General features: G+C 72.3%; 17 protein-coding genes. 14 read left to right on the top strand and 3 right to left on the bottom strand.

Annotated features, from left to right (window positions below):
- Position 1 precedes the first annotated feature (1 nt).
- The 3 genes from AB0N16_RS15180 to AB0N16_RS15170 are packed head-to-tail and all read left to right on the top strand — an operon-like array spanning position 2 to position 3,027.
- Complete coding sequence (locus AB0N16_RS15180) at positions 2-1,381, top strand: aldehyde dehydrogenase family protein (RefSeq protein ID WP_365796733.1); 1,380 nt, start codon at positions 2-4, stop codon at positions 1,379-1,381.
- Positions 1,378-2,169, top strand: a complete 792-nt coding sequence (locus tag AB0N16_RS15175; protein WP_362573549.1) for a 3-oxoacyl-ACP reductase — start codon at positions 1,378-1,380, stop codon at positions 2,167-2,169. Before AB0N16_RS15180 ends, AB0N16_RS15175 begins: the two co-directional genes overlap by 4 nt.
- 39 nt (positions 2,170-2,208) lie before the next feature.
- On the top strand, positions 2,209-3,027 hold the full coding sequence (locus tag AB0N16_RS15170) for a DUF2510 domain-containing protein (RefSeq protein WP_365797125.1): 819 nt from the start codon (positions 2,209-2,211) through the stop codon (positions 3,025-3,027).
- Positions 3,028-3,036: 9 nt separating this feature from the next.
- Here the strand turns inward: AB0N16_RS15170 and AB0N16_RS15165 are convergent, their stop codons facing one another.
- Positions 3,037-4,239, bottom strand: a complete 1,203-nt coding sequence (locus AB0N16_RS15165) for an amino acid deaminase/aldolase (protein ID WP_365796731.1) — start codon at positions 4,237-4,239, stop codon at positions 3,037-3,039.
- Positions 4,240-5,573: 1,334 nt separating this feature from the next.
- Between AB0N16_RS15165 and AB0N16_RS15160 the strand changes: the two genes are divergently transcribed.
- On the top strand, positions 5,574-6,686 hold the full coding sequence (locus AB0N16_RS15160) for a hypothetical protein (RefSeq protein ID WP_365796729.1): 1,113 nt from the start codon (positions 5,574-5,576) through the stop codon (positions 6,684-6,686).
- Positions 6,683-7,870, top strand: coding sequence for a type VII secretion-associated serine protease mycosin (gene mycP / locus AB0N16_RS15155; RefSeq protein ID WP_365796727.1), 1,188 nt, complete (start codon positions 6,683-6,685; stop codon positions 7,868-7,870). The genes AB0N16_RS15160 and mycP overlap by 4 nt, the downstream gene beginning before the upstream one ends.
- Before the next feature lie 112 nt (positions 7,871-7,982).
- Here mycP and AB0N16_RS15150 read toward each other — a convergent pair whose 3' ends face one another.
- Positions 7,983-9,005 carry a serine hydrolase gene (locus AB0N16_RS15150; protein WP_365796725.1) on the bottom strand — a complete coding sequence of 341 codons (1,023 nt, stop codon included), beginning with the start codon at positions 9,003-9,005 and terminating at the stop codon, positions 7,983-7,985.
- Between the two features lie 150 nt (positions 9,006-9,155).
- On the opposite strand from AB0N16_RS15150, the gene AB0N16_RS15145 reads away from it, so the two are divergent.
- Positions 9,156-9,887 carry an SseB family protein gene (locus tag AB0N16_RS15145; RefSeq protein ID WP_365796723.1) on the top strand — a complete coding sequence of 244 codons (732 nt, stop codon included), beginning with the start codon at positions 9,156-9,158 and terminating at the stop codon, positions 9,885-9,887.
- A gap of 181 nt (positions 9,888-10,068) precedes the next feature.
- Here the strand turns inward: AB0N16_RS15145 and AB0N16_RS15140 are convergent, their stop codons facing one another.
- Complete coding sequence (locus AB0N16_RS15140; protein ID WP_365796721.1) at positions 10,069-10,443, bottom strand: DUF1844 domain-containing protein; 375 nt, start codon at positions 10,441-10,443, stop codon at positions 10,069-10,071.
- 399 nt (positions 10,444-10,842) lie between these two features.
- On the opposite strand from AB0N16_RS15140, the gene infC reads away from it, so the two are divergent.
- From infC to AB0N16_RS15100, 8 genes are all read left to right on the top strand, one after another.
- On the top strand, positions 10,843-11,499 hold the full coding sequence (gene infC / locus AB0N16_RS15135) for a translation initiation factor IF-3 (protein ID WP_365797123.1): 657 nt from the start codon (positions 10,843-10,845) through the stop codon (positions 11,497-11,499).
- Positions 11,500-11,633: 134 nt separating this feature from the next.
- On the top strand, positions 11,634-11,828 hold the full coding sequence (gene rpmI / locus AB0N16_RS15130) for a 50S ribosomal protein L35 (RefSeq protein WP_351320349.1): 195 nt from the start codon (positions 11,634-11,636) through the stop codon (positions 11,826-11,828).
- A 98-nt stretch (positions 11,829-11,926) separates the two neighbouring features.
- The gene (rplT, locus tag AB0N16_RS15125) at positions 11,927-12,310 is read left to right on the top strand and encodes a 50S ribosomal protein L20 (RefSeq protein ID WP_018549117.1); all 384 of its coding nucleotides are present in this window, start codon (positions 11,927-11,929) and stop codon (positions 12,308-12,310) included.
- A 179-nt stretch (positions 12,311-12,489) separates the two neighbouring features.
- Positions 12,490-13,344: an RNA methyltransferase gene (locus tag AB0N16_RS15120; RefSeq protein ID WP_365796719.1), complete on the top strand. Its 855-nt coding sequence runs from the start codon at positions 12,490-12,492 to the stop codon at positions 13,342-13,344.
- A gap of 53 nt (positions 13,345-13,397) precedes the next feature.
- Entirely contained in the window at positions 13,398-14,543 is a 1,146-nt protein-coding gene (locus tag AB0N16_RS15115; RefSeq protein ID WP_365796717.1) for an ATP-binding protein, read from the top strand.
- 126 nt (positions 14,544-14,669) lie between these two features.
- The gene (gene pheS / locus AB0N16_RS15110; protein WP_352366386.1) at positions 14,670-15,791 is read left to right on the top strand and encodes a phenylalanine--tRNA ligase subunit alpha; all 1,122 of its coding nucleotides are present in this window, start codon (positions 14,670-14,672) and stop codon (positions 15,789-15,791) included.
- Positions 15,791-18,304 carry a phenylalanine--tRNA ligase subunit beta gene (pheT, locus tag AB0N16_RS15105; protein ID WP_365796715.1) on the top strand — a complete coding sequence of 838 codons (2,514 nt, stop codon included), beginning with the start codon at positions 15,791-15,793 and terminating at the stop codon, positions 18,302-18,304. The genes pheS and pheT overlap by 1 nt, the downstream gene beginning before the upstream one ends.
- A 261-nt stretch (positions 18,305-18,565) precedes the next feature.
- The gene (locus AB0N16_RS15100) at positions 18,566-19,684 is read left to right on the top strand and encodes a PP2C family protein-serine/threonine phosphatase (protein ID WP_365796713.1); all 1,119 of its coding nucleotides are present in this window, start codon (positions 18,566-18,568) and stop codon (positions 19,682-19,684) included.
- Positions 19,685-19,751 lie beyond the last annotated feature (67 nt).

Here is a 19,751-nt window from a genome sequence, read left to right as displayed (position 1 = left end):
CTTGTCGCAACCGTACGAACTCGACATCGTCAACCCGGCCACGGAGGAGGTGATCGCGACCGTCCAGGGGGCCGTGGAGCAGGACGTCGACACCGCCGTACGACGGGCCGCGCAGGCTCAGGAGCGGTGGGCCGCGCTCGCGCCCGGCGAACGGGCCCGGCTGCTGCGCCGGTTCGCCGCAACCGTCGACGAACACCGCGAAGAACTCGCCCAGCTGGAGGTCCGCGAGGCCGGGCACACCGTCGGCAACGCCCGCTGGGAGGCGGGCAACGTCCGGGACCTGCTCGACTACGCGGCCGGCGGAGTGGAGCGGCTGACCGGGCGCCAGATCCCGGTGCCCGGCGGCCTCGACATCACCCTCCTCGAGCCCCTCGGGGTCGTCGGCGTGATCGCCCCCTGGAACTTCCCCATGCCCATCGCGGCCTGGGGGACCGCCCCCGCCCTCGCGGCCGGCAACGCGGTGCTCCTGAAACCCGCCGAGACCACCCCCCTGACCGCACTCCGCCTCGCCGAACTCGCCCTGGCGGCGGGCCTCCCCGAGCACCTCTTCCAGGTGCTGCCAGGCCGGGGCGACATCGCCGGCGAGGCCCTGGTCCGCCACCCCGGCGTCGCCAAGATCGTGTTCACCGGCTCCACCCGCGTCGGCAAGCACATCATGGCGCTCTGCGCCGACCAGGTGAAGCGCGTGACCCTCGAACTCGGCGGCAAGAGCCCCAACATCGTCTTCGCCGACGCCGACATCGAGGCCGCCGCGGCCGCCGCCCCCATGTCCTTCCTGGACAACTCCGGGCAGGACTGCTGCGCCCGCACCCGCATCCTCGTCCAACGGCCCGTCCACGACCGCCTCCTGGAACTCCTAGCCCCCGCGATCGAGTCCGTCACCGTCGGCGACCCGGCCGACGAGAAGACCGACATGGGCCCGCTGATCTCCAGGTCCCAGCTGGACCGCGTCCGTTCGTACGTCGACCCCGACGCGCCCGGCATCCGGGGCAAGGCCCCCGAGGGCCCCGGCTTCTGGTTCCCGCCGACCGTCCTCACCGGCGTCGACCCGCACGCGCGGGTGGCCGTCGAGGAGGTCTTCGGACCCGTCGCCGCCGTCATCCCCTTCGACGACGAGGCCGACGCGATCCGCATCGCCAACGACACCGACTACGGCCTCTCCGGCTCCCTGTGGACCCGTGACGTCGGCCGCGCCCTGCGCGTCTCCCAGGCCGTCAAGGCCGGCAACCTGTCCGTCAACTCCCACTCCAGCGTCCGCTACTGGACCCCCTTCGGCGGCTACAAGCAGTCGGGGATCGGCCGCGAGCTCGGCCCGGACGCGCTCACCGCCTTCACCGAGACCAAGAACGTCTTCATCAGCACGGAGGGCCCCGCACAGTGACCGCTGAGACCCCTGACATCGTCTGCCGCCGACTCGTCGGCCGCACCGCCGTCATCACCGGAGCCGGCAGCGGCATCGGCCTCGCCACCGCACGGCGGCTCGCCTCCGAGGGCGCGCACGTGGTCTGCGGCGATGTCGACGACACCCGCGGCAAGGCCGCCGCCGAGGAGGTCGGCGGGCTCTTCGTGAAGGTCGACGTCACCGACGCCGAACAGGTCGAGGCCCTCTTCCAGACGGCCTACGACACCTACGGCAGCGTCGACATCGCCTTCAACAACGCCGGCATCTCGCCGCCCGACGACGACTCCATCCTGGAGACCGGCCTGGAGGCCTGGAAGCGGGTCCAGGAGGTCAACCTCACCTCCGTCTACCTGTGCTGCAAGGCCGCCATCCCCTACATGCGGCGCCAAGGCAAGGGCTCCATCATCAACACCGCGTCCTTCGTGGCCCGGATGGGCGCGGCCACCTCACAGATCTCGTACACCGCGTCCAAGGGTGGAGTTCTGGCCATGTCCCGCGAACTGGGCGTCCAGTTCGCCCGCGAGGGCATCCGCGTCAACGCGCTGTGCCCGGGACCGGTCAACACCCCGCTTCTGCAGGAGCTGTTCGCCAAGGACCCCGAGCGGGCCGCCCGCCGCCTCGTCCACATTCCGCTCGGCCGGTTCGCCGAGGCCGAGGAGATCGCCGCCGCCGTCGCGTTCCTGGCCAGCGACGACTCCTCGTTCGTCAACGCCAGCGACTTCCTGGTGGACGGCGGGATCTCCGGGGCGTACGTCACACCCCTGTAGGAGCCGCCCCAACTCCCGTCCTACAGTGCGGGAGTGAGCATGACGCCGCCCGGCTGGTACTGCGACCCACAGGCCCCGCACCTGGAGCGCTGGTGGGACGGCAGGACCTGGACCGCGCACCGGCGCACCCCGTCCGGCCTCCCCGCGCCGCCGACCCCGACGGCGGCCGGGGCATCCGGACGCGCCAAGGCGGTCGCGCTGATATCCGCCGGGGCCGTGCTGGCGACGGCGATCGCCGGCGGCGCGACCGTGCTCCGCACCGACGGGCTGCGCGCCGGCACGGACCCCACGATCAACACCGCCCCCACCGGCCCACCGCCGCCGTCCCTCGTGGTCGACCAGCTCAACGGCATCGCCCTGCCGGTCCCGACCGGCTGGACCAGCCCCTCGCACCTCGCCCAGGACGACGTCGTGATGACCACCGACGGCACCTACGACTGCCCGGCCGACACCGGCCGGTGCCGGCACGGCGAGGTCCTCAGCCGTACGGCGGGCAGCGCCGACGGCACCTCCGCGCGCACCGTCGCCGAACGGGACGTACCGGACGCGGCCGAGACGGCCTACGGCCGCGATCCCGGCGGCCGGCGGCCCTTCGGCGGCATCCGTGCCCACCAGGTCGTCAAGGCCGGGCGGGTCGCGGTCGCCGGCGGCGACGGATACCTGGTGCGCTGGCGGGTCAGGACGGCCGAGGGACCCGGCGGCTACGTCCAGTCCCTCGCCTTCCCCTCCCGCACCGGCATCCCGGCCCCGGTCGTCGTCCGGTTCGTCTTCGACGCCGGCCCGGACGGACCGCCGCTGTCCGACATGGACGCGATCACCAGCGGCATCCGCCCGGTGGACCGGAAACCGGCGGGTTAGAGGAAAAAGTCAGAGGAAGGTGTGACCTTCCCCGCGGTACGTCGGCACGGTCGCCGTCACCCGGTCGCCCTCGACCAGGTGCAGCTCGGCGAACCGCTCGCACAGCTCGCCCGCCTTGGCGTGCCGGAACCACACCTTGTCGCCGATGAGCAGGTCGTCCGCCGCCGAGCCGAGCAGCGGGGTCTGGACCTCGCCGGGGCCCTCCTGCGGGTCGTACGACAGCCCCTGCGGCAGGTACGGCACCGGCAGCCGGTCGGGGCCCGCGGCGCCCGAGGCCGGGTAGCCGCCGCCGAGGACGGTGACGACCCCGACACCGGGCCGCCGTACCACCGGCATGGCGAACAGGGCGGCCGGCCGGCCGGTGAACGACGTGTAGTTGTCGAAGAGCCGGGGCACGTACAGGCCCGACCCGGCGGCTATCTCGGTGACCGCGTCCTCCGCCGCCGTGGTCTGCACACTGCCCGTGCCGCCGCCGTTGACGAACTCCAGGTCCGGCGCCACCGCCCGGACCGCCCGCACCACCGCGGCGCGCCGCTCGGCCAGCTCACGGCGGGCGGTGGCCTGCATCAGCCGGACCGCGCGGGAGCGCAGCGGCCGGCCGGCGACCCGGTCCCCGACCCCGGCGATGTGCCCCTCGTACGCCATGATCCCGACCAGCTCGAAGCCCGGCCGCCGGGCCACGATCCGCGCCAGGTCGGCGAGCTGGCCGGGGGAGTACAGCGGCGAACGCCGGGCCCCGACCCGCACCCGGCCGCCGAGCAGCTTCAGCGAGGTGTCCAACTCCAGGCAGACCCGGATTACTTCGCTGCCGCCGGAGCGGGCCGCGTCGATCAGGTCGAGATGCGCCGGATCGTCGATCATCACCGTCACGGCGGCGGCCAGCTTGGGGTCGGCGGCCAGCTCGGCGAACCGCGCCCGGTCGGCGGACGGGTAGGCCAGCAGGATGTCCTCGAACCCCGAGCGCGCGAGCCACAGCGACTCCGCGAGCGTGAAGGACATGATCCCGGCGAAGCCGTCCTTCGCGAGGACCCGTTCCAGCAGGTGCCGGCAGCGTACGGACTTGCTCGCGACCCGTACCGGCTTGCCGCCGGCCCGGCGCACGAGATCGTCCGCGTTGGCGTCGAAGGCCTCCAGGTCGACGATCGCGAGAGGGGCGTCCAGAGGGGCGGTGGCCCGGTCGTAACGGGCCCGGTCGGCGGCGCGCGCAGTCATGAACGCAGCCTGCCAGACAGGATTACCGCAGGGTAGGGGGACGATACGGGCAGATGCCCCGGGGCCGTGGACTGGTTCCCGTTCGCCCTCGGACAACCCGTAGAGTGACGCGCACGTACGGCGGAACGGCCCGGCCGCCTGACCGGCGCCGGGATGCGGATCCGCGGGTGCGGGTATGCGTGCCCGGGGGCGGACGTCTGTCGCGCCGGGGAGCACGCCGGCCCGTACACGGAGTTGGCCCGGGCACGAGGAAACGGGGGCGTATGAGCACGGAAGCGCGGCACGCCCCGATCCCGCGACGCCCTTCGCCCGATCCCGCGCAGGCCGCCGACGGCGGGGCCGACGGCGCCGGGCCGGGGAGCGGTGCGGCCGAGGCGACCGGCCGGGCCGACGGCCCGGGGTTCTTCGACCGGCCGAACCGAGTGAACTGGTCGCACGGGTCCGACGTATCCACCAGTAGGGCCGACACCCCGGGGCAGGACCGGCTGCCGGGACGGCCCGGCGTGCAGCAGGGTCGTGAGGACCGGACGAGTCGGGGCGGTGCGGTGGCGCAGGGCGAGCAGGGGGCGGGGGACAGGGCGGGCGGCCGCCCGGCGTCCGCCGAACGCATCACACGCCCCCGCTATCCCGACCTCCGCCCCCCGCAGAGTCCGCCCACCACGCCCCCACCCCCCGCCTCGGCCCGCTTCCCGGACACCCCACCCACCACCTCCACCGGGGAAACCGACCGCACCACACCGTCTGCCACCTTCGCCGGACAGACCGGCCGGTCCGCGCCGTCCGCGCCCCCGGGCCGGGAGGGTGGCGGCGTCGCACCGTCCGGGGCTTCCGGGTGGGAGAGCGGCCGGTCCGGGTCGTCCGTGTCGGCCGGTCGTGAGGACCGGCGGTCCGAGTCGTTCGTGTCCCCGGGCCGGGAGGGTGGCGGCGTCGCACCGTCCGGGGCTTCCGGGTGGGAGAGCGGCCGGTCCGGGTCGTCCGGGTCTCCGGGCCCGGAGGCCCGCCGGACCGAATCGCCGGTGACGCCCGGAGGGGATCGCCAAAACGAACGGTCGGCGCCTCCCGGAAGGGAGGGCGGCCCCGGTGTGCAGTCCCGGCCGCCGTACGGGCCCGGTCGGTCGGCCCGGCGTCCGGAGTCCGCCGAGTCGACCGCCTCGCTTCGTCCTGCCCGTGCCGCGGAGGAGCCGGAGGCGTCGCCGGACGGGCGGAGCGGCGCCGCCGGCGAGACGGCCCGAGGTTCCTCCGGCGTGCCCGGGGCCAAGCGGTCCGAGCGGTCGCGCGGTGACTTCCCGGCGTCCTTCGGTACGCCGGAGTCGGGGAGCGCCTGGAGCCCGCACATGCGGACGTTTCCGATGCCGACGGCCCCGCCGCGCCCCACGACGCCTCCGAGGACGACGGCCCCGCCGCCCACCCCGGCGAAGCCCCCCCAGCCGACGACCCCGCCGCCCAGCCCGGCGAAGCCCCCCAAGCCGACCGCCCCGCCGCTCCCGCCCCGGCCCACCACACCCCCGGACCCCGGCGTCGCCCCGCCGTCCCGTGACACCGCCTCCTCGCCGCACGGCCCCGGCCCGTTGCCGGACCCCGCGATGTCCTGGACCGCCGCCGCGGGAACTCCGGGCGGCAACCGGCCCGTTGTCACGTTCGGCGAGCCCGAGGGGTACGACGAGCGGGGCTGGGGGCGCTCGTTGGTCCGTCGGGTGGCGCCCCGTACCGCCGCTGCCGCCGCCTGCATGGTGCTCGGCCTGGGCCTCATCGGCGGTGCGGTGACCGGAAGCTGGATCATCGACGACGACGGTGACGTGGCGGCGGCGAGCAGCTTCAGCGCGGCCGCCGGCCTGTGGCACAACGTGCCCGTCGACGAACTCTTCCCGCCCACCGTGCTGGGCACAGGCGCCGGCCCCGGCGGAGCCGACCGCACCTGGACACGGATCGCCGTCGCCCCCGCCACCGGCTGTGCCGGCGCCTTCGATCCGCTGCTGCGCAAGGCACTCGCCCCCGTCGGCTGCCAGCGCCTGATCCGGGCCACCTACACCGACGCCACCCAGAGCTACGTGACGACCGTGGGGCTGCTGTTCACCAAGGCCGACCCGGCCGGGATGACCGCCCTCGCCAAGCGGTTCGAGGACGAGCACCTGGACCGCCGTACCGACCTGATGCCCCTCCCGTACGCCGCGAAGGGCACCGCCGCCGAGCGGTTCGGCCGACACCAGCGCGCCTCCTGGACGATCTCCGTGCTCACCGACGCCCCGGTCGTCGCCTACGCCGTCTCCGGCTGGGCCGACGGCCGTACCGTGGACACCCCGCAGTCCGCCGCCGATGCGGAGGCGTCCGGCGCCACCACGGCCGCGGCCCAGGCCGGCCTCGGCAACGAGGCCCAGGGCCTGGCAGACCGCATCGAACGGCGACTGCGGCAGAACACCGCAGGCCCGGCAACGGAGAAGCCCTCATGAAGCGCCGCACGACCGGGGCCGCGGTGAGCCTGCTGCTCGCCGGCTCGCTCGCCCTCCTGCCGTCCACGACCGCCTACGCCGACGGCATCCGCGCCCAGCAGTGGGGCCTGTCCGCCCTGCACCTCGACGAGGCCTGGGGGACCACCAAGGGCAAGGGCGTCACCGTCGCCGTTCTGGACACCGGTGTCGAGGCCGACCACCCCGACCTGGTCGGCAACGTCCTCACCGCCAAGGACATGATCGGCTTCGGCGCCAAGCCCGGCGAGCGCACCTGGGCCCGGCACGGCACCGCCATGGCCGGCATCATCGCCGGTCACGGCCACGGGATCGGCAACGACGACGGCGTGATGGGGGTCGCCCCGGAGGCCAAGATCCTGCCCGTCCGGGTCATACTCGAGGACGGCGACAGCGCCCGCGGCAAGGCCCGCTCCAGCCGGGGCGACGCCCTCGCCGAGGGCATCCGCTGGGCCGCCGACCACGGCGCCGACGTCATCAACCTCTCCCTCGGCGACGACTCCGACTCCGCGCACCCCGAGCCCAGCGAGGACGAGGCCATCCAGTACGCCCTGAAGAAGGACGTCGTGGTCGTCGCCTCGGCCGGCAACGGCGGCGACAAGGGCGACCACATCTCCTACCCGGCCGCCTATCCGGGTGTCATCGCCGCGACCGCGGTGGACAAGTTCGGCACCCGTGCCGCCTTCTCCACCCGCCGCTGGTACGCCACGGTCAGCGCACCCGGCGTCGACATCGTCATCGCCGACCCGGACCACAAGTACTACGAGGGGTGGGGCACCAGCGCCGCCTCCGCCTTCGTGTCGGGCGCCGTCGCCCTGATCAAGGCCGCCCATCCCGGCCTCACCCCGGCCCAGATCAAGAAGCTCCTGGAGGACACGGCCCGCGACGCCCCGTCCGGTGGCCGTGACGACTCCCGGGGCTTCGGCATGATCGACCCGGCGGCGGCGATCAAGGACGCGGCCAAGCTGAAGACACAGGGCCTCACGTCGGCGTCATACGGCAAGAAGTACTTCGGCCCGGGCCCGGACACGGCGGAGAAGGCGACGGGCGCGACGGACTGGGCGGCGCCGTTGGCGGGTGGCGCGGGCGGGGTGCTGCTGGTGGCCGCGGGAGTGTTGTGGCGCCGCCGCCGGTCTCTCCGAATCGCCCCTGCTTTGGAGACGCCCTGACGGCAGGCGCCCCCTTTAGGGACGCGGGGAACTGCGCGACGGCCCCCACCGGACCCGCACCCGCCCGCGAACCGTCGCACCCTCCCCCTACTGCGAAGCCGAAGCAGACGGGCTACTGCGAAGCCGAAGCAGACGCGGACGAATCGGCGGCCGTGAAGGAACGCACCGCCGCCTTCGCCGCCGCCTCCACCAGCGAGATCCCCTTCGCCTGGCTCACCGTCCCCTTGGACAGCACCGCGACCAGATAGTCGGTCCCTGCCACCGTCACCCGCCCGATGCTGTTGACATCCCACAGTCCGGTCGAACTCCGCGCCAGCCACCCGTTCTTCAGCGCGAACCCCGAACCGTCCGCGGCGGCCGAGACCCCCCACCGCTGGTCGGACTCGACCGTCTTCATCAGGCCCTGAAGATACGACCGCGAGGCCTCGCTCAGCTTCGAGTCGTCCCCGAACACCTGCTGAAGCAGGGTGAGTTGGTCCGCCGCCGTGGTCTGGGTCAGCCCCCACAGCGCGCCGTCGCCGCCCTCGGTGTCCGTCAGCCCGAAGCGCTTGTTCGCCGTGTCCAGGCCCGCCGCCTTGCCGATGGTGTCCCACAGCTCCGACGCGGACGTGTTGTCGCTGTTCTGGATCATCTTCGTGGCGTACGCCTTCTCCGTCGCCGTCAGATGCCGCCCCGCGTCCTGCGCCTGGAGCAGCAGCGTCGCCAGGATGTCGACCTTGACGATGCTCGCGGTGTCGAACGCGGCCTCGCCGTAGGCCGCGCTGTCACCGGAGTCCAGATCGAGGACGGCCGCCGACACCTTCGCCCCGGACGGCACGGTCACCGTCTCCATCGCCGTGCTCAGCAGCGCGTCCCGGTCCACGGCCGGCTCCGTCACGGGTTCCACCGATGCCTCCCCGTTCGCCGAGGCCGATGAAGAGGAAGAGGAAGAAGACGAAGGGGCGGAGGGCGTCGGCGACGCAGCCGAGGATACGGGGCCGCCGTCGCGGGCGTGCGCCTTCACGTACACGGTCCCCGCCGCGGTGACGCCGAGGACGGCGACCGTCGCGAGGGAGATGTAGAGCAGAGCCCGGCGCCGGGGCCGGGCACGGCGGCGGGCCCGCCGGGATCCTGGGGTGGCTCTGGGGGACTCCATGCCCGTGATGCTCGGGGCACGGACTGTGCGATCCGTTTGCCGGACGTTAGAAGAACGTCAGGGAAATCTGAGAATCCCGTGAAAGCCGTGTCGATCCGGTTTCGGGGGCCGCACAACCGCAGCAGCATCCCCCCGATAGGGTCGGGGACCGTGGCGAACAAGAACATTCCCGACTCCGGCTACTCCGCCGACGACGGCTCCGCCGACCCCCGGCTGGCCGCAGCGCTGGCCGCCTGGGCCGAGGACCGCACGGCGGTGGGTCCCGTCCTGGCCGCACTGAAGGGCGCCCGGCTGCTCGTCCCGGTGGTGGCCGTCCTCGGCGAGGTGGAGGAGGACGGGAACGGGCTGCGCCGCGAGAAGACGAGTGACATGGCCGTGCCCACCCTGAAGGCCGGTCGTCGCACCGCCCTGCCCGCCTTCACCTCCACCGACTCGCTGGCCCGCTGGGACCCGGCGGCGCGACCTGTCGCCGTCCCCCTCCACCAGGCGCTCCAGGCCGCCGCGCACGAGAAGGCGGACACGGTGGTGCTGGACCTGGCGGGGCCGGTGCCGTTCGAACTGACCGGACCCGTGCTGCTCGCGCTCGCGGAGGGGCGGACGACGGCCGACCCGCTGGCCGACCCGGCCGTGATCGAGGCCGTCCGTACGGTGGTGGCCGCCGAGCCCGCCGTATCCCGTGCCCACCTCGGGCCGGGCCAGGCCGACGGCACCCTCGCGCTGGTCCTCGACCCGGCCGCACCGCCCGCCGAGACCGCCCAGGCCGTCGCCGGGCGGCTCGCCGCCGACGAGACCCTGCGGGCCCGCCTGGTACGCGGCCTCGACCTGGCACTGCTGCCGGCCGGGTCCGTGCCCCCGGGCGAGCCCTTGTACGTACGGAGCTAGTAAATTTGCGACCCGGATCTAGTGCTTGACCGGAAAGGTTCACCGGCTTGCGACGCCCGGAACGGCACCTCGCCGCGTTGTCGCACCACCCGAGTACATCCAGCACGCGGGTGATGCTCCGCCTTGCGACGCACCGCACCGGACGCCGCGAGCTTCCCGGCGAACCTTCCCGGTCACAGCACTAGCCGTAGACCGGGCCGGTGTACTTCTCGCCGGGGCCCTGGCCCGGTTCGTCGGGGACGACGGAGGCCTCGCGGAAGGCCAGCTGGAGCGACTTCAGGCCGTCCCGCAGCGGGGCCGCGTGGAAGGAGCTGATCTCGGTCGCGGACGCGTCGAGCAGCCCGGCGAGGGCGGTGACCAGCTTGCGGGCCTCGTCCAGGTCCTTGTACTTGTCGCCCTCCTCGGTCAGACCGAGCTTCACGGCCGCGGCGCTCATCAGGTTGACGGCGACCGTCACGATCACCTCGACCGCGGGAACCTCGGCGATGTCGCGGGTCATCTCGTCGAAGTCGGGCTGGCCGGCGTCACCGGTGCCAGGAAGGGGCGTTTCACTCATGACGCACACGATAGGCGCAGCGGGCGCGGGGCTCCGACCTGGCCCCAGGACGTCCCGATTGGTCCTCTCTCCGCTTTGCTGCTAGCCTTGTGTGACGACCGGCCGAACAGATGTGCCTCGCGGCTCACCGACCCGGCCCACAAGTGGAGGCTTCGAACTCCCACCTGACCGCCCTCCGGGCGGCGGGTCACCGGTCAGACGGTCGCTTCGCCGCTACGGCGACGGCGTTCCGTCCGATAGTGCGCCCCGCGATCCCCGCGGCGGTGCTCCGGTAGTTCGAGGAGCCCTGCCTGTGATCGTCCGGGGCATTTTTTGTGCTTCGGTGCGGTTAGGTCTTACGAGAAGAGACGTTACGCGGCTGTCCGCCAGACCGTCGCGTGGTGCTACCGAGGAGGATCCATCAGCACCGAGCCCCGCATCAACGACCGGATTCGCGTTCCCGAGGTGCGACTTGTCGGTCCCAGTGGCGAGCAGGTGGGCATCGTCCCCCTGGCCAAGGCACTGGAGCTTGCGCAGGAGTACGACCTCGACCTGGTCGAGGTGGCGGCGAGCGCACGCCCGCCGGTCTGCAAGCTCATGGACTACGGCAAGTTCAAGTACGAGTCGGCCATGAAGGCCCGTGAGGCGCGCAAGAACCAGGCGCACACGGTCATCAAGGAAATGAAGCTCCGGCCGAAGATCGACCCGCACGACTATGACACCAAGAAGGGTCACGTCGTACGGTTCCTCAAGCAGGGCGACAAGGTCAAGATCACGATCATGTTCCGTGGTCGCGAGCAGTCCCGGCCCGAGCTGGGCTACCGACTGCTGCAGCGGCTCGCGGAGGACGTCCAGGACCTCGGTTTCGTGGAGTCGAACCCGAAGCAGGACGGCCGAAACATGATCATGGTTCTCGGTCCGCACAAGAAGAAGACCGAGGCGATGGCCGAGGCCCGGCAGGCGCAGGAAGCCCGCAAGGCCGAAGCGAAGGCCAACCCCGGCAAGTCGCAGAACGCTGCCGAGCTGGACGCCGAGGTCGAGGCCGAGGCGCCCGCCGAGGAGCCTGCCGAGGCGTGATCCCGGGGCAACCGCCCCAGGTCAGCACCCAGGGGTGAAAGCCTCAGGATGTAACCGATACAAGAGCGACGTTCCACCGTGCCCGGTTTCGCGACCGGGCACCGGAGCGCCATCGACGAGGAGATAACGGCGCTATGCCGAAGAACAAGACGCACAGCGGTGCCAGCAAGCGCTTCAAGGTGACCGGCTCCGGCAAGGTCCTGCGTGAGCGCGCCGGCAAGCGCCACCTGCTCGAGCACAAGTCGTCCCGCGTGACGCGCCGCCTCACCGGCACCGCGGAGATGGCCCCCGGCGACACCGCGAAGATCAAGAAGCTTCTCGGCAAGTGACACGCGGGCGCCGGCCGGCGCCCTGAAGTCAGATCCGGGACCCAGTCGTTTCCGGGCCGCGTGAGTCCAACCGCGGCCCCGCTACAAGGAGTTAACAAGTGGCACGCGTCAAGCGGGCAGTCAACGCCCACAAGAAGCGCCGGGCGATCCTCGAGGCGGCCTCCGGCTACCGCGGTCAGCGTTCGCGCCTGTACCGCAAGGCCAAGGAGCAGGTCACCCACTCGCTGGTCTACAACTACAACGACCGCAAGAAGCGCAAGGGCGACTTCCGTCAGCTGTGGATCCAGCGCATCAACGCCGCTGCCCGCGCCAACGGCATCACGTACAACCGCTTCATCCAGGGTCTGAAGGCCGCGAACGTCGAGGTCGACCGCAAGATCCTGGCCGAGCTGGCCGTCAACGACGCCGGCGCGTTCGCCGCGCTCGTCGAGGTCGCGCAGAAGGCGCTGCCGGCGGACGTCAACGCGCCGAAGGCCGCGTGACGCTGGCGCTGGCCCTGGCCGACGTGACTTGAGGACCCGCAGGCTCCAGGGCTTGCGGGTCCTGTTGTTGAGGCTCCACGGCCGCGTGTTCGGCCGCGGGCCGGTGGGGGCTGGTCGCGCAGTTCCCCGCGCCCCTACGGGGGCGCCTTTCGTCGCGTTACCTTGAAAGTGATCCACACATGCCCAGCCCCGAGCTGATCTCTCCCCGTTCCGCACGTGTCGCCGCTGCCCGGCGGCTTGAGAAGCGGAATTTCCGGGGGAAGGACCGGCTGTTTCTCGCCGAGGGGCCGCAGGCCGTTCGCGAGGCGGCCGGGCATCGGGTCGGCGGGACGGCGACGCTCGTCGAGCTGTTCGTCACCGTCGAGGCCGCGGAGCGGTACGCCGCCATCGTCGGGGCGGCCCGTGACGTCGGCGCCCGGATCCACCTCGCCTCCGAAGAGGTCATCGCCGACATCTCCACCACCGTCAGCCCGCAGGGTCTGGTCGGTGTCTGCCGGTTCCTGGACACCCCGTTCGAGGACATCCTCGCCGCCCGCCCCCAGCTCGTCGCCGTCCTCGCCAACGTCCGGGACCCCGGCAACGCCGGGACCGTGCTGCGGTGTGCCGACGCCGCCGGTGCCGAGGCCGTCGTACTGACCGACGCCTCCGTCGACCTGTACAACCCCAAGGCCGTCCGGGCCTCCGTCGGGTCGCACTTCCATCTGCCCGTCGCCGTCGGCGTGCCCGTCGAGCAGGCCGTCGCCGGGCTGAAGGGCGTCGGCGTGCGGATCCTCGCCGCCGACGGCGCCGGGACCGACGACCTCGACGACGAGCTCGACAACGGCACCATGGGCGGCCCCACCGCCTGGGTGTTCGGCAACGAGGCCTGGGGGCTCCCGGAGGAGACCCGCGCGCTGGCCGACGCCGTCGTGCGCGTTCCGATCCACGGGAAAGCCGAAAGCCTGAACCTCGCCACCGCCGCCGCCGTATGTCTCTACGCAACGGCCCGTGCACAGCGTGCCTCCGGAGGGTGCCGTTCCGTCACCGAGAGCTAGTAGGGTGACCAGCTCGGGGGCCTGCTGCGCCGTCTGAGAGGTGGAGTACGGGGATGAGTGTCGGCACCAGCAACGCGCCGGGCGGCCGCGGCACCGGACGCGTACCCGCACCCCGGCACGGCGACCTCACCGGGCTCGGCATCGACCCCGACGAACTGCCCGACGGCCTGGTGGTCGCCGACGAACACGGCATCGTCGTCTGCTTCAACGCCGCCGCCGCCCGCATCACCGCCACCGCCCCCGCCGACGCCCTCGGACAGCGGCTGGACAAGGCCCTGCCGTTAGAGGACCTGGAGGGCCGGCGCTGGTGGCAGCTCACCGATCCCTACGGCGGCCTCGCCATCCGGGTCGGCCAGCCGGAGCGGAACCTCCTGCTGCCCGGCGGCCGGGAGGTACTGGTGTCCGCCACCTACGTGCGGGCCGAGCCCACCGGGCCCGTCCGCCGGGTCGTCGTGTCGCTTCGGGACACCGAGGCCCGCCGCCGTACCGAACGCAGTCACGCCGAGCTGATCGCCACCGTCGCCCACGAGCTGCGTTCCCCGCTGACCTCAGTCAAGGGGTTCACCGCCACCCTGCTCGCCAAATGGGAACGGTTCACCGACGACCAGAAACGGCTGATGCTGGAGACGGTCGACGCGGACGCCGACCGGGTCACCCGGCTCATCGCCGAGCTGCTGGACATCTCCAGGATCGACAGCGGACGCCTTGAACTGCGCCGCCAGCCCGTCGACATAGGCGCGGCCGTCGGGCGGCACATCCAGGCGTACGTCGCCGCCGGGCAGCCCGCCGACCGCTTCCTGCTCCGCATCGAGCAGCCGCTGCCGGCGCTGTGGGCCGACCCCGACAAGGTCGACCAGGTCCTCAGCAACCTCATCGAAAATGCCGTGCGCCACGGCGAGGGAACCGTCACCATCGACGTCACGCCCTCGGCGTCCCCACGCGAAGGGGAAGACCTCGAAAACACGGCCACGTCGGTCACCGTGAGCGACGAGGGACCAGGCATCCCGGAGGAGTCCATGAACCGCGTCTTCACCCGCTTCTGGCGGGGCAGCAAGCGCGGTGGCACCGGCCTCGGGCTCTATATCGTCAAGGGCATCGTCGAGGCCCACGGCGGCACCATCACCGTCGGACGCGCCCCCGGCGGCGGCGCCGAGTTCCGATTTACGTTGCCCGTGAGCACGCCGGCGTATCTCGTCTGACGGCCCACGGGCTCTTCGTATACCTCCACCCCGTTAGACTCGGCCTTTGGCACCTTTGTGTCCTTCTCACGGCCCACCAACGGTCTCGGGGACCCACCGCCAGCCAAATCGGAAGCACGGGAAGAGATGTCGGCACCGAATAAGTCGTACGACCCTGTAGAGGTCGAGGCCTTGAAACCGGAAGAGATCGAGCGCATGCGGGACGAGGCGCTCGCCGCCTTCGCCGCCGCGGACTCCCTCGACGCGCTCCAGGAGGCCAAGGTCGCCCACACCGGCGGCACCTCCCCGCTGGCCCTCGCCAACCGCGAGATCGGCGCCCTGCCCCCGCACGCCAAGGCGGCCGCCGGAAAGCTGGTCGGCCAGGCCCGCGGCGCGGTGAACAAGGCCCTCGCGGGCCGTCAGGAGGAGCTGGAGGCCGAGCGTGACGCCCGGGTACTGGTCGAGGAGGCGGTGGACGTCACACTGCCGTACGACCGCGTCCCGGCCGGCGCCCGCCACCCGCTGACCACCCTGTCCGACCGCATCGAGGACATCTTCGTGGCCATGGGCTACGAGGTCGCCGAGGGCCCGCAGGTCGAGGCCGAGTGGTTCAACTTCGACGCCCTCAACATCGGCCCGGACCACCCGGCCCGCGGCGAGGCGGACACCTTCTTCGTGCAGGGCCCCGAGGGCGGCACCGAGTCCGGTGTCGTGCTGCGCACCCACACCTCCCCGGTCCAGATCCGCTCCCTGCTCGACCGCGAGCTGCCGGTCTACGTGATCTGCCCCGGCCGCGTGTACCGCACCGACGAGCTGGACGCCACCCACACGCCGGTCTTCCACCAGGTCGAGCTGCTCGCCGTGGACGAGGGCCTGACCATGTCGGACCTCAAGGGCACCCTGGACCACATGGTCCAGTCGCTCTTCGGCCCCGGCATGAAGACCCGGCTGCGGCCGAACTTCTTCCCCTTCACCGAGCCCAGCGCCGAGATGGACATGCTGTGCTACGTCTGCAAGGGCGAGTCCGTCGGCAACCCCGACCGCCCCTGCCGTACCTGCTCCTCCGAGGGCTGGATCGAGCTGGGCGGCTGCGGCATGGTCAACCCGCGGGTGCTCACCGCCTGCGGCGTCGACCCGGAGAAGTACAGCGGCTTCGCCTTCGGGTTCGGCATCGAGCGGATGCTGATGTTCCGCCACAACGTCGAGGACATGCGAGACATGGTCGAGGGTGACGTCCGGTTCACCCGGCCGTTCGGGATGGAGATCTGATGCGGGTCCCGCTTTCCTGGCTGCGGGAGTACGTCGACCTGCCGGCGACGGAGACCGGACGTGACGTCCAGGCCAAGCTCATTTCGGCAGGCCTCGAGGTGGAGACCGTCGAGCAGCTCGGCGACGGCCTCAAGGGCCCGCTGGTAGTCGGCCAGGTGCTGACCATCGAGGAGCTGGAGGGCTTCAAGAAGCCGATCCGCTTCTGCACGGTCGACGTCGGCACCGCCAACGGCACCGGCGAGCCCCAGGAGATCGTCTGCGGCGCCCGCAACTTCGCCGTCGGCGACAAGGTCGTGGTCGTGCTCCCGGGCGCGGTGCTGCCCGGCGACTTCGCCATCGCCGCGCGCAAGACGTACGGCAGGACCTCCCACGGCATGATCTGCTCCAGCGGCGAGCTGGGCATGGGCGACGACGGCACCCACGGCATCATCGTGCTGCCCCCGGAGACCGAGGTCGGCAAGGACGCCATCGAGCTCCTGGAGCTGGTCGACGAGGTCCTGGACATCGCCGTCACCGCCAACCGCGGCGACTGCCTGTCCATCCGCGGCGTGGCCCGCGAGACCGCCATCGCCTACGGCCTGCCGCTGCGCGACCCCGCCCTGATCGACGTACCAGGACCGAACGCCTTCGGCTACCCGGTCCAGGTCTCCGACCCGCTCGGCTGCGACCGCTTCACCGCGCGCACCGTCACCGGGCTGAGCCCCGAGGCCCGCTCCCCGATCTGGCTGCAGCGCCGGCTCCAGAAGGTCGGCATGCGCCCGATCTCGCTCGCCGTCGACGTCACCAACTACGTGATGATGGAACTCGGCCAGCCCCTGCACGCCTACGACCGCTCCCTGGTCCAGGGCGCCATCGGGGTCCGCCGCGCGGCCGAGGGCGAGAAGATCGTCACACTCGACGGCACCGAGCGGAAGCTGCACGCCGAGGACCTGGTCATCACCGACGACCGCGGCCCGATCGGCCTCGCGGGCGTCATGGGCGGCGCCAACACCGAGATCGCCGACCACGAGGACATCGAGAACGCCACCTCCGACGTGGTGATCGAGGCGGCCCACTTCGACGCCGTCGCCATCGCCCGCACGGCCCGCCGTCACAAGCTGTCCTCCGAGGCCTCCCGCCGCTTCGAGCGCGGGGTCGACCCGCAGGCCGCGGCCGCCGCCGCGCAGCGCACGGTCGACCTGCTGGTGCTGCTCGCCGGCGGCACCGCCGACGCCGGCGTCACCGAGGTCATCGCGCCGTCCGCGCCGCACACCATCACCCTCGCGGCGAACCACCCCGACCAGGTCGCGGGTGTCGAGTACGGCCGGGAGACCGTCGTCCGCCGCCTCCAGGAGGTCGGCTGCGACGTCTACGGGCAGGACGAGCTGATCGTCACCGTGCCGTCCTGGCGGCCCGACCTCCTCGAACAGAACGACCTGGCCGAAGAGGTCATCCGCCTGGAGGGCTACGAGAACCTGCCCTCCACGCTGCCCAAGCCGCCGGCCGGCCGGGGCCTGACCTACCGTCAGCGGCTGCACCGCCGGGTGGGCCGCGCGCTGGCCGGAGCCGGTTACGTCGAGGCGCCGAACTACCCGTTCGTCAGCGAGCAGGTCTTCGACCAGCTCGGTCTGGCCGCCGACGACCCGGCCCGCCGTACCGTCCGGCTGACCAACCCGCTCAACGACGAGGAGCCCGCGCTGCGCACCTCGCTGCTGCCGGGTCTGCTCGGTGCGCTGCGCCGCAACGACGGTCGGGGCGCCCACGACCTGGCGCTGTTCGAGACCGGCCTGGTCTTCCTGCCGCGCGAGGAGCAGGGCGTCGCCGGTCATCCGCCGGTCGACCGCCGCCCGACCGACGAGGAACTCGCCACGCTGAACGCCGTGCTGCCCGAGCAGCCCCGGCACGTGGCCGCCGTCCTCGCGGGCGCCCGCGAGCAGGCCGGCTGGTGGGGCAAGGGCCGTCCGGCCGACTGGGCCGACGCCGTCGAGGCGGGGCGCGCGATCGCCCGTGAGGCCGGCGCCGAGCTGATCGTGCGGTCCGGCCAGTACGGGCCGTGGCACCCCGGCCGGTGCGCCGAGCTGGTGGTCGTCGCCGACGGCACCGAGCGGGTCGTGGGCCACGCCGGTGAGCTGCACCCGCGGGTCCTCAAGGCGCTGGGGCTGCCCGCGCGCACCTGCGCGATGGAGCTGAACCTGGACGCGCTGGAGCAGGCCGGCGACGGTACGCCGCAGGCGCCGAGCATCTCGACGTTCCCGGTGGCCACGCAGGATGTCGCCCTCGTGGTGGACAAGCCGGTACCGGCCGCCGAGGTCGAGGCCGCGCTCCGCGACGGCGCCGGTGAACTGCTCGAAGGCATCCGGCTGTTCGACGTGTACGTCAACGACGAGCAGCTCGGTGACGGGAAGAAGTCGCTGGCGTACGCGCTGCGGTTCCGGGCCGGTGACCGGACGCTGACCGTGGACGAGGCGTCGGCCGCGCGGGATGCGGCGGTCGCCCTGGCGGGGGAGCGTACGGGAGCGGTGCTGCGGGGCTAGTCGCCTCAGGGGGACTGTTGTCGGTCGGCTGCGGCTCAGTCGTGGCCAATCGCGCAGTTTCCCGCGCCTGAAGGGGCGCGTCCGTGCGGGCGTTGGCAGGTACTGTCACCTGCATAAATGCGGATGTCCTGGTGTTGGTCACTCATTTGGGTGAGATCCAACCCGGACATGGCCCTTTGGGGGCATGCCGTCGACAGAATCGGACCGGCCTTTCGGGGTCGGTCCGTCTGTTCTGTCAGGGCCTACTTGGGGGCCATCGGCATGATCCGCATCAAGGCTGGGGTTCCCCACAGAAGGCGGCCCCGGGCCAGCTCTCGGCGCTCGCGCTGTGCGCTCACCCTGGGGTTGCCCACGGTGTGGGGGACCGTCGCGGTCTCGTACAAATTCGGCTGCCCGCTGGCCGAGCAGAACGGGCTCGGCGCACGCATCGTCACCAGCGCCGTGTTCTTCGCGGTCGGCACCGGGCTGATACTCCATGTCCGGCGGACCCTGCTCCGGGAGCTACGGCAGGCCCGCAAGATCGCCGGCGCCGCGCAGAGCGTGCTGCTGCGGCCACTGCCGCCCCGGCTCGCCGGGCTGAACGTCGCCGCCGCCCAGCTCTCCGCCGACCGGGGCGCCACCATCGGAGGCGACCTCTACGAGGCCGTCGCCACCGAGCACGGCGTACGGGTCGTGATGGGCGACGTACGCGGCCACGGACTGGCCGCCATCGGAACCGTCGCCGCCGTCCTCGGCAGCTTCCGCGAAGCCGCCCACGACGAGCCCGAACTGGGCCATGTCCTCGGCCGGCTGGACCGCGCCCTGGCCAGACACCTACGAGAACGAGCCAGGGCGGAACACCCCGCCAGCGGCCTGGACCCGGACAGTCCGGTCGCCGAGGAGTTCGTCACCCTGCTGCTCCTGGAGATCGCGGGAGACGGCGAGCTTCGGGCGATCAACTGTGGCCACCCGTGGCCGTACGTGCTGAGCGGGGCGCGAGTGGAGCCCCTGTCACGGGCCGATCCACTACCGCCCCTCGGGCCTTTCCCGCTGCCGAGGGACCTGACCGCCACAGACTGCGGCCAGTTGCTCGACGGCGAGTCGCTCGTCCTCTACACGGACGGAGCGGAGGACGCGAGAAGCCCGCAGGGCCACTTCTTCTCCCTGCCGGAAGTGCTCACGGAAGCGGTGCGAGATCGCCTGGTCTCACCCCAGACCATCCTCCGCGCGGTCTTCACCGCCCTGCTCCGTCACACCAACGGCCGCCCGACCGACGACATCGCACTCCTGGTCCTTCGCAACGAGCGCCAACACCGGCTTACGCCGGGGGCGCGCGGAACTGCGCGACCAGCCAGCTACGACCAGCAGCCGACGAACCACCTGCAACGGCCCCTTCTTTAGTCGTCGGCCAAGCCAACGGCCAGGCCACCGCACTGTACGAGGGGGGAGCCGGCGGCCCGGCCGACCT

This window comes from Streptomyces sp. NPDC051105 (assembly GCF_040682795.1).
Classification (GTDB): Bacteria; Actinomycetota; Actinomycetes; order Streptomycetales; family Streptomycetaceae; genus Streptomyces.
This window is presented reverse-complemented; position numbering and strand designations above follow the sequence as displayed.

Coding starts and splice junctions, on each gene's coding strand:
- AB0N16_RS15170 (WP_365797125.1), top strand. CDS start 2,209: ATGACGCCGCCCGGCTGGTACTGCGACCCACAGGCCCCGCACCTGGAG.
- AB0N16_RS15165 (WP_365796731.1), bottom strand. CDS start 4,239: ATGACTGCGCGCGCCGCCGACCGGGCCCGTTACGACCGGGCCACCGCC.
- AB0N16_RS15160 (WP_365796729.1), top strand. CDS start 5,574: ATGCGGACGTTTCCGATGCCGACGGCCCCGCCGCGCCCCACGACGCCT.
- mycP (WP_365796727.1), top strand. CDS start 6,683: ATGAAGCGCCGCACGACCGGGGCCGCGGTGAGCCTGCTGCTCGCCGGC.
- AB0N16_RS15150 (WP_365796725.1), bottom strand. CDS start 9,005: ATGGAGTCCCCCAGAGCCACCCCAGGATCCCGGCGGGCCCGCCGCCGT.
- AB0N16_RS15140 (WP_365796721.1), bottom strand. CDS start 10,443: ATGAGTGAAACGCCCCTTCCTGGCACCGGTGACGCCGGCCAGCCCGAC.
- rpmI (WP_351320349.1), top strand. CDS start 11,634: ATGCCGAAGAACAAGACGCACAGCGGTGCCAGCAAGCGCTTCAAGGTG.
- AB0N16_RS15120 (WP_365796719.1), top strand. CDS start 12,490: ATGCCCAGCCCCGAGCTGATCTCTCCCCGTTCCGCACGTGTCGCCGCT.
- AB0N16_RS15115 (WP_365796717.1), top strand. CDS start 13,398: ATGAGTGTCGGCACCAGCAACGCGCCGGGCGGCCGCGGCACCGGACGC.
- pheS (WP_352366386.1), top strand. CDS start 14,670: ATGTCGGCACCGAATAAGTCGTACGACCCTGTAGAGGTCGAGGCCTTG.
- pheT (WP_365796715.1), top strand. CDS start 15,791: ATGCGGGTCCCGCTTTCCTGGCTGCGGGAGTACGTCGACCTGCCGGCG.
- AB0N16_RS15100 (WP_365796713.1), top strand. CDS start 18,566: ATGATCCGCATCAAGGCTGGGGTTCCCCACAGAAGGCGGCCCCGGGCC.